Below are 15378 nucleotides of genomic sequence, written 5' to 3'. Positions count from 1 at the left end.
TATACGGTTATCCGGATAATATTTCCACATTTTACTATCTAATCAGAAGGTTTTCTTAAAGTTATGATGTGTCTATCAAGGAGAAACACAATGAGCACAGAGACACTCTTAGTAACAGGCGCTTCAGGACACCTAGGCAAACTGGTCTTAGATACTTTATTAAAAGGCCCAAAAAGAAACATTATTGCGACAACCCGCAATCCAGAAAAACTAAATGAATACGCAAAACGCGGAGTCACTATCCGCGCCGCTGATTTCAATGACGCCTCTTCTCTCGCGGAAGCATTTAAGGGAGCTGACCGCCTTTTGCTCATCAGTACCGATGCAATTGGTTCACGCATTGCTCAACATAAAAACGCAGTTGAGGCTGCAAAAAAAGCCGGAGTGAAACACATTATTTACACGTCTTATCCTCATCCGGACAAAGCTCCTGCTGCGGTCGCTCCAGAGCATTTTGAAACAGAAAAAATGATTCAATCAAGCGGACTCAGTTATACATTTTTAAGAAATAATCTTTATGCAGATAATTTACTTCCGGCCCTCGCCACAGCCTTGAGCATGGGAGCTTTTGCAGGGACCGCAGGAAAAGGAAAAACAGCTTACGTGACCAGAGAAGACTGCGCTAATGCGGCGGCTGGTGCGCTCTCTGCTTCTTATACACAAAACACCGTGACTGATGTCACAGGACCTCGCGCCGTCAGTTACGAAGACATTGCAGGTATTGTCAGTGAAATCGCGGGCCGATCCCTTCCTTACATCGACATGCCAGAGTCTGAGTTCAAACAAGCTTTGATGAAGTCAGGACTTCCTGAAACGTGGGCGGATCTTTTCGTATCCTTTGATGTGACAGCCAAACAAGGCTATGCGAATCAAGTCACTAGTGCTGTTCTGGAACTTTCAGGACGTGCTCCTAAAGATATTAAAGACTTCCTACAAGAAAATCGTCAGAACATTTTAAAATAAAAAAAGCCCGGTGCAGACCGGGCTTTTTTGTTTCAATTAAAATTACAGAACTATTTAAACTTCACCGTAACAACTTCACAGATCGAACCTTGCAACAAAGAAGCACCACGGTAGATTGTAGCGTCTAACACGTTTTTGTCTTGAAGAGCTTCATCACGAGCCGCTTCACACTCACTTACGTAATGAGCACAGATGCCAGCGCTGTCTTTTGATTCACAAACCCAGAAAAATTTCTTAACAATTCTTGAGTCAAATTTAACCTCAGGCACTTCAGAATGAAGCTCTACGCTGCATATGATCTTTGCGCGGCCGTCTTCTTGGATGTCCTGAGAGTAACCGTAAGTGAAGTTCTTATACTTCAACTCAACTCGTTGAGATTTGGCGATTTCATTTTTACGAGCTTCGATATTGTTGATGAACTTTTCACAACGTTCGCCCAACTCTTGAACCGTACCTTTTTTACTCCAGTTCAAAACACGGCCAGACGGCTTTCCGAAAGTACAACGCGTACCTTCTTCGTTACAGCCCACTCCCGTATAATAAGGAGCTGCCGAAGCTACACTGCTCAGAGCCAACAAGGAAAAAAGAGCCGCTAGAGTCTTCTTCATAAAATTACCTTCCAATTTAGGAGTTGTTAAATCACTCGCATTCCTAGCTAAAAACGAGCCATCTGGAAAGTTCTTTAGGAGCGCTCTGAGAGCAGGAAGACTGACGAAAGATTAGACAGGCAACGAAAAAGGCTCCAGGAGGAGCCTTTTATTACTATTCAGAAAGTTCAGCGGATTTCGCTTTTTTCTTTTGCGCCGCCAGTTCCAACTGGCACATTTTTACTTTTGTTTCATACTCATCCTGACGCTTTTCCAGGGTATTTCTGTAACCTCTAAAGCGCGCCAATCGATCTTTTAAGAATTCTTCAGAAACCCCGACGATGCGTTTTTTATCCTCGATACCCATCGATGAAAAATCATCGTCCGGCGTGACATATTCACGTGCTTCAGTCCAACGGACTTTGCCATCGCCACTGTTATTGACATCGCCCAGCTGAACGCGACAGTCACGTAACACACCATAAAGGCCGCGGTTGTCTAAATAACGAGGTCCGCCCATCACTTTCGCTTCAAGATCATAGACATCTAATTCTAAACGGCGCAATTCTTCATTCATTGCCACTTTACGTTGATAAACCATGTCGCCGTCTTTAACGCCAACAACAGAATCAGACCGCACTGGTGCTGACATATCCACATTTGTATCGATATCTTTTGCTTTGTGTTTTGAAGCACAAGACACAATAAAAAGCCCCATCAATACAACTAAAACCTTACGCATAAAATGCCTCCACAATGTCATTTAAAAACTCTAGAAGGAGGACTGAGTAAGGTCAAATTGTATGCACCGAGTTTAGCGTCTCTTGTTTCAAATTTGAAAACAGACGTTGGCAAGTCTCGGTTTGACATGCCACATCTTTTTAAGTGGACAAATTTCTTTGCAGTAATGTGCAAACTATTTATCTCAACAAAGCTCCATTCTTTAGGCTCGCAAAAATTTGACCCTCTCTATACAAGGTCGATACTGAAGATGTTAAAAAAGGAGATGGCTATGAAAACACTCATCCTCGTCGCTTTAATCAGTGTTGGGTCCTTAGCTAACGCAAATCAACAAACACCGACGACAAGTGCTCTTGAATTTTCTCGCGAAGAAGCTGAACGTGCTCCAGAAGGCCTTGTTCCGTTCATCGCACTTGGTGGTGGTTACACAGGATATGAAAATGTCAGCGCAGCAGAAGGCACCCCTGCTACCTTAAAACTCTTAGGATCTTACTACTTCCCTGCATCCCATTTTGTTATGGATCTAGGTTACGGTGTGAACAACCAACAATTCACACAAAGTCGGGATACCACACTCGATACCTCGAGAACAGGTGGAGCGTTGGAATTAGCAGCCCGTTATCGCTGGGATAGTAAATGGCAAGCAGGTATAGTTGCGGATCAACTATACGAACAAGGTAAAGCTCTTTCTGCAGATCAGGGAGACGCGCACTTTGTCGGCTTGCAGGTACTTCGTGAATTCAACATGACACCAAGCTGGCTGGCTCGTCTGGGCGTGCGTGCAATGTCACTCACAAACAACACGGACGGATTAGTTCCTATGTATCTCGTTGATTTGCAAATCGGTTGGAATCCAGGAGCTTACAGAACTTCGGTCCGTCAAACAGCAGCGAACGAAAATCCTGTTCAACGTGAACCGCAAAACGTAACGAATTTAGATGAAGAGTCTGCTACATCTGAAGAAATGGCCAATGAAGAAGTTTCAACACCACCTTCTCGTCCTGTCGCTGAGGTTCAGCCACAGTCCGCCCTTCGTAATGTCGCACTTTCCAGCGTTTTAGGTTCAGGCAGTGAAATTCAGTTCAATACAGCAAAAGCTTCTGTTTCCACTGAGGATCAGGAAAAACTATCTAAAGTGGCCAAAGCTTTAGCTGATAATAGAGATCTCTTTGAAAAAGTGGAGATCCACGGGTATGCCGATGCCTCTGGAAGCCCTGCTATCAATCAAAGAATTTCACAACAACGAGCTGATTCCGTTCGCAATATCATGCGCCAAAACGGACTTCGCTCTTCGGATGTTATAGCTAAAGGCATGGGCTCTGAGGATTCTACAGGAGTTCAGGCTTCAGATCGTCGCGCAGAACTTGTGTTCACGGGAGTTAAAGACGAAGCAAAACTTCGTGAAGTACTTTCGCAAATTGAATAACAAGGAAGCGGGCAAACAAAGCGTCGCCTGAAAAACGACGCTTTGTTATTTTTCAAAGACAGAAACAAATTCCTGATCAACGTCCGTATCAACGTCGCTCACCATTTCATTCCATTCTTGATAAAGATACGCTTCCTCTTCCCCCATGACAGGAGCGGGCTTTTCTAAACGCATAACAATAGCTAGCAGACAGCTCGTTGCCATCACCGGAAGTACGATCCACCACATACGCTTGCGTTCGGACTTGTCATTGATCTTACGCCAGATACGCGAAGATTCTCCCAGCGGAGCTGACGGAACTTCTGCTGTATTTTCTTTTAAGAACTTTTTTAAAAGGTCGTCACTCATAACTTCACTCCTTTCTTTGTTAAGACTTCGCTCATTTTATTACGTGCATGATTCAATCTCGACTTCACCGTTCCTTCGGGAAGTTCTAATATCACAGCAATATCTTTGATCGGTTGATCTTCAATATAAAATAAAACAGCAACGGCCCTGTGCTCGATATCAAGACTCTTTAAAGCCAGATTTGCGATTTCTTTGTCAGAAATATTTTTTTCCAATGTGTCCGTAACTAGATCTATCTGTAAATTCTCACGGGCCTTTCCCGACCGGCGCAGGAAATCAACGGCACAGTTATAGGCAATTCGATAAAGCCACGTAGAGGCTTCACTTTCACCACGAAACCGTTCTCGATATTCCCAGGCTTTCATAAAGGTTTCTTGCGTGAGATCGCTCAAAGAAGCTTCACCGACCAAACGGAAAAGAAGGCCCCGCACTTTGGAAGCGTGGGACTCGTAGAACAATTTAAAAGCTTCTTCGGAGTTTAAACTCACTTTGTCTGCCTTATTGTCCTTTGTTGAAAAGCTTCGCGCGTTGCTCATCTGTTAACACGTCTCTTGCCGCCAACAAGTTCTCAAGTCGGGCTTTGCCAAGCTGAATCTTTTTATCCATCATCGCTTGATAAGCTTGTGAAATAGCATCCTTGGAAGCATTGGTTCTTACGGCCTCTTTAAAAGCCATCTTTGCCTGTTTCATTTCCTCACGAAGTTTTTTAACCTCTTCTTTTTTAGCTTCACGCAAAGCTTTGAGTTTAGAAATCTGTTCTGAGCTCAGCCCCAGATCTTTCATCTTCTCAGGACTGAATTGACGCTCCATAGGAGCAAATTCGTCCTTATGATGATCCCGCTCTCCGCGAGCCATAGCGATTCCAGAAAGCATCGTGATTGCTAAAATCGTTATAAGAGACTTAGAGAACTTCATAGTTCCTCCTATTTACAGCTTTAGACGCTGTTCCCAGGGGTCAGGTTCAAAAATATTTTTCTCAATTTAAGGCGATTTGAAGAATTTCTTCCAAGACTTTCTTCATGGTTTCTAAATCCATGGAAGGCATATCTGGCTTATCTAAAACTTGCTCTGGCAAAAAAGGCACATGAATAAAGCAAGCTTGGCTTTTTCTTTTATTTTCCCGAAGCCACAAAAGAGTTTTGTAATAAACGTAGTTGCAGACATATCCGCCCGCACTAAGGGAGACCGCAATAGGGAGCTGCTTTTCTTGCAACTGGTCTTTAAATTTAGATACAAGCAAGGTAGAAAACAAAGCACTTTCTTTTCCAGAGACAATAGGCCCCTGCAAAGGAGTCACACCATCTTCATCTGGCTTTTCGGTTTCGATCCAATTGAGAGCCACACGTTCAAGATTGATTTTTGAACGCCCTCCAGCTTGTCCCAACATGAAAATATAATCATAGGACGTCTGCGCAATGCGAGACTCTAACAAAGACGCAGCAGCCGCAAAAGAAACTGGCAAAAGCAATGTTTCAACTTTGCTTTGAAAGGCAAAATCCTTCTTGAGCCATTCAAGAAGGATTTCACTTGGATTGATTTTCTCCCCAAGAAAAGGAGAAAAACCGGTAACAAGAATTCGAGGCGTCTTCATCATTCGAAGTGACTTCTCCAAATCATATAGAATTCATTACTATTTGTACCATTAAGCGGATGGCCTTTGATACGGAATTCCACTTTCGTGTTAAATTCGCGAGTCAATGCCTGAGCTTCCGCCTCCGTACGAGGAATACGCGCACCCAATGCTGTCAAAGAAGACACTGGCACCCAAATCTCTTTCGTAGTTGTGCACGAACGGTTCGCCAACCATGGACCTTTGTCAGCACACTCTCTGCCGCCATTCCAATTAAAGATGCGGAAAGAAACTTTCACTTGGTCTGACTGAGAAGAAAAGTTCCAGCTTTGACCGATATGCTCATATTGAGGACCCAGTTTTTTGAAACCAAATGTCCAAGGCATTTCTTGTTTCTTATTGTATTCATCTACGAACTCGGGACTGTGAGTTAATACGAAAGTTCTCAACACTGCCGCAGAAGCTTGTGCTCCGTACGCTGATGAAAAGCCGCAGTGATTTCCGTATTTCAGATTAAGCACGCCTACGTTCGCAGACTTTTCATAGAAATCATCATGCTCTACAACTTGGGCGTTGATTTCGTTGTTCACAACCATATCGTCTTTGGAAGCCCACACCATTAAAGGTGTCTTTACTTCCTCTTTCCAGTTCCAGAAGTTATTGGATTTGAAATAAGACTGCGGAGTGCTTGCAATTCCACGTCTTTGTAAAGATGTCGACGCCAGCTCACCGATATAATCAGCCATACCCAAACGACTGGATGGAATTTTTCCGTCTGTGATCAAATCAGGAACATCCGTGATGTATTGACGAGCTTCTCTAAAATGATCTTTCGACATTTTAGCAAAGATACGACCTACAATTTGACCGCCGAACAGATGATCCAACGTCGGACGAAGGCTTACCACCGGACAAATCGCCGTCACTGAATTAAACACTTTTTTCCCATCAGGAAGAAGATATTTATCATTGAAAGCCGCGCCCATCACGGCCGCATTACCGCCAAGACTGATACCCATTAAGTGAACACTGGAAATACGATCTTTGTATTCCCACTTATCACGCATCCACTTACCGACCTCAATCGCTTCATAACCTTCAGACCAACCGCCCAAAGTTACTTTTTTATTGTAGTAGATATAGTCCATGCCGGTTTGATTCGCTAAAAGCAAAACGTTAAACGGGCTTTGATCGAATAAGTGCATCAAGTAACTTTTCATCGACGCTGTCTGCGCCGCTGAGCAGAAAACGCCGCACTTCACAATTACGAGTGGACGAGGACGAGGATCTTGTTTCATTGCCAAAATTCCCGGAATTTTTGTTCCATCCGGAAGTTTCACCATGAATTCTTTCACTTGCGGATGAGTGAGGAACGGATATTGAAACTTCGAAAATTTAAGAAGTCCCAAAATCCCCGTTGTAGAGTTGCTTGTTAGCTCATTCGCACATCTTGCGAAATAATCTTTGGCAACTTTGTAGTATTGCGCGGTGGAAAGTTTTTTACCGACAATGCTATCTTCGAAACGTCGAGGATCACATTGAGGACTCATGTCCTTTGTGCTCAAACCATCTGGAACTTCTTCGAGAAATCCTTTCGCGGTTGGAACATCTTGACCCGACTCTTTTGCTAACTCTTGATAGAATTGTGACTCTAGGTCGAGCTGTGGAACAGACAAAGATTGAGCTTGCGCTGAAACAGACACGACCAAAAGCGACCCAACAAACATGCTGAACATCTGCGATGACATTTTTACCTCACGTACTAATTTGACGTCCTATGTCTGGCATATCGACTGAGGGTTGGGCTGGGTTTAGAGAAAACTCAGTTTGTCAAAAGACTCGACAAAATGTGGGGATTTGTTGTTTCGATTTGAAACACAGATGTCTTCAGATGAAATCCGGAAAAGAAAAAGCGCTGACAGAACACCAGCGCCTTTTGTCTGAAAGAATAAATTTAAGCGATCTTTTTAATCTGAGTGAGCTTGTCTTTTAAGACAGAGTTTTCGTGCTTTAGAGCATTCACTTCAGAGGCAAGTTGATTGAGTTTTCTTTTTAAGAAATCCACTTCTTGCTGCGCGCCCGGATCTGTCGTCTCACCAACGGCAGCCGGTTTCGCCTCTTTCTTCGTGGTATCGTAATCATATGTCAGAGGCACCGTGAAACCACCTGCACTGAGCACCTCTTCGATGTTCTCAGGAACATGCAGATCCGGATCAATCTTTTCTAGCTTCAAGATCCCTTGCGAAATAAACCCGCGCACCTCAGAAAGCATTCTTGAAATACACGTCGACTTCTCTGCGGGGGTCGGATTTGACTCTGCCAAAAGATCTGTGATCTTGCGTTTAGAAATCGGCGGCAGGCAGCCTAGAAGCTGATCCACTTGCTCTTGTGGAGAGCCATGAAGTGCATTCGCCAACGTGAGTGGCTGCACTCGCGAAAAGATTTCTACGAGATATTGCCCATCCCAACTATACACCTTATCGATCGTCAGGATTCGCTTACGAAGCGCATCCTCCCACGCGGGACTTTCCCCTGCGATAAGACCTAAAAACTGCTCTCGCTTCGCCATAGGAGAAGTCTCAAGAAGTTGAAGAAGTTGATTGAAGCCGCCCTTTTTTTTGTATCTGTCTAACATGCCCATGGTTAGATGTATCGGAAACCACTTTCAGGACTAAAGCCTTAGGTTCAGAAAAAGTAACAAACAAGAAAGATTCATGGCGATGATTAGAAGTTCTACATTTTATAAAACATTTTGTCTCAATTTGAATAAATCAAAATCAGATTAAGCACTTTTTAATACAAATGGCGCGGGAGAAATAAAAAAGGCAAGGTGTGGACCTTGCCTTAGTCCAAAGAGCTGCACTTGTATGACAAGCTCACGCTCGTGCCTGGAGCCAAGTATTGATTGAACTTCAACGTCTTGCCTTCCAAGTGATGAGAAACAGGGCTTCCTGAAACCGTCACAACAAGGTCTGTTGGATTTGAACAGTTCAACACGATGTCCTTAATACGCTCTGAAATTTTCGAGCGAATTTGACCCAACTGAGTCGTATAATCATTCGAACAAATATCCGCTGAGCTTCCCCAGCCGGCATTTGTGAATGAAAGGTAAACGTTTCCGTAACTGCCCGTCACCAATCCCACTGTCGGACTGTAGTTGTCCAACGCTTGGCTATTTTGTTGGTTTAAGCAGTTTTGATCTTTCACAACAATCGCATGCACACTCAAAGAATTGAATTTATCTTCACCCAATTTCGCTTTGACGTTGCTGACGAAGTAACCAGGTTGATCCATTTGCTCAAGAGCATAACCTTGATTTTGATAAAGACCGCTTCTTTCATCCTCGTCCGCCAAGAAGATCACAGCCAAGTGAGCATCACTACGGATAAAGCTTGAAGGATTGTTATTCACAACTAAGTTCGCAGCGTAAACGCCACGCTCATCACCTGATGGGCAATTTCTTGCGTACTCTTGAGAATAAGCTGATGAATTGATGGAGTCTCTGTTACCACCGTTGTTACGGATCCAGTTTGCAATGAACTTTTCGCAAGCCAAAGTCTCCGGTCTTTGAATCGTTTGATTAAACAAATTGAATCTGTCTGAATGATTTCCGGTAATATAAGGATTTCCGCCAAAAGAAATTAAACTTCCCGCATCGGACCTTGCGACATCTGTTGTTGTCATTGCGATACGATAGTCGATCTTTTGATTATCTAATTCAGAAATAAAGTTATTAAAGCGAGGAGCCAAGCGCGCTTGTTCAAACGACATCGAAGCTGAGTTGTCGTTCACAATCAGAATGTCGACTTTTCCACGACCCGCCGTCGCCGTATAGTTGAACGAGTATTTCCCGTTTTCAACGATACAACCGCTTTCTTTACATTTGCTGTCGTCCAACGCGAACTTCACAGGGGAACATCCCACGTAAAGTCCTACTAAAAAGGACAATGCTGCCATTCTGGTGAGCGCATTCATAGACACCTCTCTCACCCATTTACTTCCAAGCTCGATGCCAAAATCTTAAGACTTTTCTAAGTTATTGTTTTTAAAGGCATTCTATTGACACACCTGGGCCCCCTTGCAAGGGGCCCTTCTGTCGATCTCTTTGACAAGAGCCCCTCAAAGACACTTTTTTGTGTGAAATTTCAGAGGTTTAGGAGTTTTAGGAGACCTAGGCCGAAGAAGCGATTTTGGGCTCTGAGGGGAAAGACTTTGAGGCTCTTCAAAATCTTTCCAATAATATCAGTGATGGAGGATTCATGCTTTATAAGCTCATCGGTGCGTTGATTATTGTTGTTGCTGGTACAATCGCTTTTCTGGCTTTGCAAGAAGAAGGAAATCCCCTTCATGCTCTTAAGAAGGACAAGAAAGCCGCTGAAGCTTGTGTGCAGCTCACTCCGGCCCAACAGCTTGCGAAGATGATCAATGATGATTTTCAATCATTAGCACAAAACGGAGAACTTCCTGCCCAGTGGGGATCAATCGCAACTGTGGAGTTTCGTATGAACTCAGAATTGGCTCGCGCGATTCTTGGTAAACAGCGACCACATATTCAACGCGTGAAAGATGGAAAAAGTTATTTGGAACTTGAAGTGATGGATCTGCCTGATGAGGAAAATCCTGGCATCATTATTCAAGCAAGTCTTTTTGATATTAAGTCGAAGAATAAAATTTTCGAGATCGGCCGCACTTACACGATGAATGATTTAAATAAGGTAGCTCCGCCAGAGAAAAAAGTTCCAGCAAAAGCAGGAACTCCTACTCAGGGACAACAACCGCAATCACAAACTGCTGGTGCTAGCTCAAATCAACAACAACCGACGGCGGCGAATTCAAACAATCAAAATTCGCAGCAGCAAGCTACACAACAATCTGCTCCAAAAAATAACGTTCCTACTTCTGGAGCGGCTCCATCTGCGACAGCTCAAGGAGCCGTGACAAAATAAGGAGAATCCGATGAAAATTCTTTCTCTGTTATTTATGATGTCTTTGATTGCGGCTTGCGCGACAACGGGTAAGTCTTCTTCTAAAGCGAAAGAATCTGTGGGTACGAAAGAAGCAAAAGGCTTCGATGCCGACCTCACTCAGTATAAATATCCTTTCGAAGTAAAATATTTTTCTTTCAAATCTCAAGAGCAAGATTTGAAGATGGCTTACATGGATATTCCTGCAGGTAAGCCCAGTGATAAGATCATTGTTCTTTTGCACGGAAAAAACTTTCCCGGTGCTTACTTTGAACATGTGATCCTGGGACTGAATCAAGAAGGCTACCGTGTGATTGTTCCGGATCAAATTGGGTTTGGAAAATCCTCAAAGCCTAAGAACTATCAATACAGCTTCCAAACCCTCTCACAGAATACAAAAAATCTTTTACATAGCCTGGGAGTCGAAAAGTTTTATCTTTTAGGTCACTCGATGGGTGGAATGGTCGCGACAAGATTTACACTGATGTATCCTGAGAGTGTGACAAAATTATTTTTGGTGAATCCGATTGGTTTAGAAGATTGGAAAACGATGACAGGCTATCGCAATATCGACGAAGCCTATAAGGCCGAGCTTGCAAGCACTCCTGAAAAGATAAAACAGTACCAGCTAGATAGTTATTACGATGGAAAATGGAAATCTGAATACGATAAATGGCTTGAAGTTCCGACAGGATGGTTAGAAGGTCCCGACTATCCTGTGATTGCCTGGAATGCCGCTTTAACTTCTGACATGATTTTTACTCAGCCGGTTTTTTATGAATTTAAAAATATCAAAGCGCCAACTGTTTTGATTATTGGAGATCGCGATCGCACGGCTATTGGAAAGGCATGGGCTACGGAAGAAATGAAAAAGAAAATGGGAAATTATCCCGTTATCAGCAAACAAGTTTCACACATGATTCCCAAGAGTAAACTTGTGATGCTGAAGGGTTTAGGACACATGCCTTTCATCGAAGATTTCGAAGCATTTTGGAAAGTCTTTAAGAAAAATCTCGATAGAAAATAAGGTCTTCGTTAGTGGAGTGGAATCCATCATTAGTCAAAAAAAAACCCGGATTACGTTAGTAACCCGGGTTCAAGTAAAATAGAGCTGGCGTCGTGCTACTCTCCCACACGGTCGCCCGTGCAATACCATCGCCGCAAGAGGACTTAACTTCTGAGTTCGGAATGGGATCAGGTGTGGCCCCTCTGCTATAAACACCAGCAAAGCGTTTATTAATCAAAGTGGTTAGCTTCTTACACTAACCTTTTCGTTCTTTGCAACTTACTTCCAATCCAAATGGAGAAGTTACTTCTTTTATCATTACAACTGAATGATTGATTTAGCTGATTTTTAGCGACTTACTCTGATCGTGTCAGAGTAAGGTTGGTTAGTCCCAAATTAATCACTCTCTTACTTATTCAGAGAGCTAGTTTCTCGCTCTTAAAAAGAGGTCTTAGAAACGAAATCTTCGTTAACTATGTTAAGAAGAAAAATTTAAAAAAGCCTCACGACCTATTAGTACGGATCAGCTGAACACGTTACCGTGCTTACACCTTCCGCCTATCAACCTCGTAGTCTCCAAGGAGTCTTTAGGGGGCCGAAGCCCCAGTGAGATCTAATCTCGCAGTCTGCTTCCCGCTTAGATGCTTTCAGCGGTTATCAGTTCCGAACATAGCTACCCTGCATTGCCGCTGGCGCGACAACAGGAACACCAGAGGTTCGTCCATCCCGGTCCTCTCGTACTAAGGACAGGTCTGCTCAAATCTCATACGCCCACAGAAGATAAGGACCAAACTGTCTCACGACGTTCTGAACCCAGCTCGCGTACCACTTTAATTAGCGAACAGCTAAACCCTTGGGACCTGCTCCAGCCCCAGGATGTGATGAGCCGACATCGAGGTGCCAAACTCCATCGTCGATATGGACTCTTGGATGGAATAAGCCTGTTATCCCCGGAGTACCTTTTATCCGTTGAGCGATGGCCCTTCCACGCGGGACCACCGGATCACTTTGGCCTGCTTTCGCACCTGCTCGACTTGTAGGTCTCGCAGTCAAGCCCCCTTATGCCAATGCACTCGACGCCTGGTTTCCAATCAGGCTGAGGGGACCATCGCGCGCCTCCGTTACTTTTTGGGAGGCGACCGCCCCAGTCAAACTGCCCACCAGACAGTGTCCCTCTCCTCGTATAGAGGAGCAGGTTAGATTTCAAAGTTGCCAAGGGTGGTATTTCAAGGTTGACTCCACAAGGGCTAGCGCCCCTGCTTCAAAGTCTCCCACCTATCCTACACATGCCAACTCTAAAATCACTGCCAAGCTACAGTAAAGGTTCACGGGGTCTTTCCGTCTTTCTGCGGGTACTCGGCATTTTCACCGAGAATTCAATTTCGCGAGGCATTTGGTCGAGACACCGGAGAAGTCGTTACGCCATTCGTGCAGGTCGGAACTTACCCGACAAGGAATTTCGCTACCTTAGGACCGTTATAGTTACGGCCGCCGTTTACTGGGGCTTCGATTCTCTGCTTCGCTTGCGCTAACAAATCCTCTTAACCTTCCAGCACCGGGCAGGCGTCAGTATGTATACTTCGTCTTGTGACTTTGCACATACCTGTGTTTTTGATAAACAGTCGCTACTCCCATTTCTCTGCGACCTGAAAAAGCTTGGGGAGTAAATCCTTACACTCTCTCAGGCACACCTTTTCCCGAAGTTACGGTGTTAAGTTGCCGAGTTCCTTGACCAAAATTCACCCCATCGCCTTAGGATATTCACCCCACTCACCTGAGTCGGTTTACGGTACGAGCTAACAAATCTAAAATTACGAAACTTTTCTTGGATGCATGGCTTTTCACACTTCCGGGACGAGTCCCTCGCATTCACACCTCAGAGTTACGACCAGCGGATTTGCCTACTGATCCTCCTACATGCTTACACCCAAATCCAATAATGGGCTGTGATATCCTACACCGTCATTCCTTAATCACAATCTGTTAGGTAACGGAATATTAACCGTTTTGCCATCGATTACGCCAATTGGCCTCATCTTAGGTCTCGACTAACCCTGGGAAGATTATCTTTACCCAGGAATCCTTGAGTTTTCGGCGCCCGGGTTTTTCACCCGAGTTCAACGCTACTTATGTCAGCATGATCACTTCTAGTTCGTCCAGCTGTCCTACCGGTCAACCTTCATCCTACACTAGAACGCTCCCCTACCACTAAAATATAAAATACTTTAATCCAAAGCTTCGGTAACACGCTTAGCCCCGTTGTATCTTCCGCGCAGAGTCACTAGACTAGTGAGCTATTACGCTTTCTTTAAAGGATTGCTGCTTCTAAGCCAACCTCCTAGTTGTCAAAGTAACTCCACAACGTTCTCCACTGAGCGTGCATTTAGGGACCTTAGCTGTTGGTCTGGGCTCTTTCCCTCTCGACTCATGACCTTATCACCCTGAGTCTGCCTGCCGAGGAACATATCTGTGGCATTCGGAGTTTATTTGGGTTTGGTAATCCGGTAAAGACCCCTAGCCCATTCAGTGCTCTACCTCCACGATATTTTTTACTCGACGCTATACCTAAATATATTTCGGGGAGAACCAGCTATCACCCAGTTTGATTGGCCTTTCACCCCTAATCACAGATCATCCAAAGAGTTTTCAACCTCAACTAGTTCGGTCCTCCACGGAGTGTTACCTCCGCTTCAACCTGTCCATGATTAGATCACCGGGTTTCGGGTCTATGCCTGCATACTAAATCGCCCTATTCAGACTCGCTTTCGCTACGGCTCCACCTGCAACGGCTTAACCTCGCATGCAAACATAACTCGCTGACTCATTATGCAAAAGGTACGCTATCGCCCATATAAAGGGCTCTAACTGCTTGTAGACTTACGGTTTCAGGTTCTATTTCACTCCCCTCTCGGGGTTCTTTTCACCTTTCCCTCACGGTACTTGTTCTCTATCGGTCACTAAGGAATATTTAGCCTTATGAGGTGGTCCTCACAGATTCCCACAAGATTTCACGTGTCTTGTGGTACTCGGGATGCCGCTAGGGCCTTTGAAGTTTTCGAGTACGGGGCTATCACCCTATCTTGCCAGACTTTCCAGACTGTTACTCTAACTTCTCCGGTCCCACATCGCGGTCCCACGACCCCTCTTTCAAATAAATGAAAAAGGTTTAGGCTGTTACCCGTTCGCTCGCCACTACTGGGGTAATCTCGGAATTGATTTCTCTTCCTGAGGGTACTGAGATGTTTCACTTCCCCTCGTTAGCTTCAGACACCTATGTATTCAGTGAATGATATCATAAAATGATGAGTTTCCTCATTCGGACATCTCCGGATCAAAGTGTGTGTGCCACTCCCCGAAGCTTATCGCAGCTTACCACGTCCTTCATCGCTTCTTAGTGCCAAGGCATCCACCGTAAGCCCTTTGTAGCTTAAAAAAAATGGAACTAACCTCGCTAAAAATCAACTAAATCAATCTATTCAATTGTCAAAGAACGAAAATCGTTCGCGTGTCATCTCTCTTCTATCACTCACACTTAACAGTCCAACTCATTAGTTGGTGGGCCAGGGAAGACTCGAACTTCCGACCCCACGCTTATCAAGCGTGTGCTCTAACCAACTGAGCTACTGGCCCTTGTTAGATGCGAGAAATAAAGAGAAATTCACTCTTTCAAAACTAAACAGCTAGATGAGATTTTTGGGACTCACTTACTCGGGAAGAGTAAGTTGACCTAAGATTGGGTCATTTTAACTTACTAAGAACATGTCTTAGTGAAG

Annotated in this window: 13 protein-coding genes, 1 tRNA gene and 2 rRNA genes; 4 read left to right on the top strand and 12 right to left on the bottom strand. The window is 44.3% G+C overall.

The genetic code is table 11. The annotated features are described in order from the left end of the window. Window positions 1-90 precede the first annotated feature (90 nt). Window positions 91-963 (top strand): SDR family oxidoreductase, encoded by an 873-nt coding sequence (locus tag AAAA78_RS04245; protein WP_340590498.1) that lies wholly within the window; start codon window positions 91-93, stop codon window positions 961-963. A 50-nt stretch (window positions 964-1013) separates the two neighbouring features. Here AAAA78_RS04245 and AAAA78_RS04240 read toward each other — a convergent pair whose 3' ends face one another. Both AAAA78_RS04240 and AAAA78_RS04235 read right to left on the bottom strand, forming a co-directional pair. Further along, complete coding sequence (locus AAAA78_RS04240) at window positions 1014-1571, bottom strand: hypothetical protein (protein ID WP_340590497.1); 558 nt, start codon at window positions 1569-1571, stop codon at window positions 1014-1016. A gap of 154 nt (window positions 1572-1725) precedes the next feature. After that, window positions 1726-2292, bottom strand: coding sequence for a hypothetical protein (locus AAAA78_RS04235; RefSeq protein ID WP_340590496.1), 567 nt, complete (start codon window positions 2290-2292; stop codon window positions 1726-1728). A gap of 270 nt (window positions 2293-2562) precedes the next feature. Here AAAA78_RS04235 and AAAA78_RS04230 point away from each other — a divergent pair, with 270 nt between their 5' ends. After that, entirely contained in the window at window positions 2563-3717 is a 1155-nt protein-coding gene (locus AAAA78_RS04230; RefSeq protein WP_340590495.1) for an OmpA family protein, read from the top strand. Window positions 3718-3762: 45 nt separating this feature from the next. On the opposite strand, the gene AAAA78_RS04225 is transcribed toward AAAA78_RS04230, so the two are convergent. From AAAA78_RS04225 to AAAA78_RS04195, 7 genes are all read right to left on the bottom strand, one after another. Then, entirely contained in the window at window positions 3763-4065 is a 303-nt protein-coding gene (locus AAAA78_RS04225; RefSeq protein WP_340590494.1) for a hypothetical protein, read from the bottom strand. Beyond that, complete coding sequence (locus tag AAAA78_RS04220) at window positions 4062-4553, bottom strand: sigma-70 family RNA polymerase sigma factor (protein ID WP_340590493.1); 492 nt, start codon at window positions 4551-4553, stop codon at window positions 4062-4064. The genes AAAA78_RS04225 and AAAA78_RS04220 overlap by 4 nt, the downstream gene beginning before the upstream one ends. A gap of 10 nt (window positions 4554-4563) precedes the next feature. After that, the gene (locus tag AAAA78_RS04215) at window positions 4564-4980 is read right to left on the bottom strand and encodes a Spy/CpxP family protein refolding chaperone (protein ID WP_340590492.1); all 417 of its coding nucleotides are present in this window, start codon (window positions 4978-4980) and stop codon (window positions 4564-4566) included. 61 nt (window positions 4981-5041) lie between these two features. Beyond that, window positions 5042-5659, bottom strand: a complete 618-nt coding sequence (locus tag AAAA78_RS04210; protein ID WP_340590491.1) for a pyroglutamyl-peptidase I — start codon at window positions 5657-5659, stop codon at window positions 5042-5044. Then, complete coding sequence (locus AAAA78_RS04205) at window positions 5656-7383, bottom strand: hypothetical protein (RefSeq protein WP_340590489.1); 1728 nt, start codon at window positions 7381-7383, stop codon at window positions 5656-5658. Before AAAA78_RS04205 ends, AAAA78_RS04210 begins: the two co-directional genes overlap by 4 nt. Window positions 7384-7589: 206 nt before the next feature. Beyond that, window positions 7590-8276 (bottom strand): FliG C-terminal domain-containing protein, encoded by a 687-nt coding sequence (locus AAAA78_RS04200; protein ID WP_340590488.1) that lies wholly within the window; start codon window positions 8274-8276, stop codon window positions 7590-7592. Between the two features lie 203 nt (window positions 8277-8479). Then, entirely contained in the window at window positions 8480-9610 is a 1131-nt protein-coding gene (locus tag AAAA78_RS04195) for an MIDAS family adhesin (RefSeq protein WP_340590486.1), read from the bottom strand. Window positions 9611-9894: 284 nt separating this feature from the next. On the opposite strand from AAAA78_RS04195, the gene AAAA78_RS04190 reads away from it, so the two are divergent. Then, window positions 9895-10581, top strand: coding sequence for a hypothetical protein (locus AAAA78_RS04190; RefSeq protein ID WP_340590485.1), 687 nt, complete (start codon window positions 9895-9897; stop codon window positions 10579-10581). 10 nt (window positions 10582-10591) lie between these two features. After that, a complete protein-coding gene (locus AAAA78_RS04185; RefSeq protein ID WP_340590484.1) occupies window positions 10592-11626 on the top strand; it encodes an alpha/beta fold hydrolase in 1035 nt (344 codons plus the stop codon). An 82-nt stretch (window positions 11627-11708) separates the two neighbouring features. Here AAAA78_RS04185 and rrf read toward each other — a convergent pair. The 3 genes from rrf to AAAA78_RS04170 form a co-directional block, all read right to left on the bottom strand. After that, window positions 11709-11825, bottom strand: a 5S ribosomal RNA gene (gene rrf, locus AAAA78_RS04180). A gap of 272 nt (window positions 11826-12097) precedes the next feature. Further along, window positions 12098-15038, bottom strand: a 23S ribosomal RNA gene (locus tag AAAA78_RS04175). Window positions 15039-15158: 120 nt separating this feature from the next. Further along, window positions 15159-15235, bottom strand: a tRNA-Ile gene (locus AAAA78_RS04170). Between the last annotated feature and the right edge of the window lie 143 nt (window positions 15236-15378).

This window comes from Bdellovibrio sp. BCCA, from assembly GCF_037996825.1.
Lineage (GTDB): Bacteria > Bdellovibrionota > Bdellovibrionia > Bdellovibrionales > Bdellovibrionaceae > Bdellovibrio.
The sequence above is the reverse complement of the archived record's forward strand: the minus strand, read 5'-3'. Positions and strand labels throughout refer to the sequence as shown.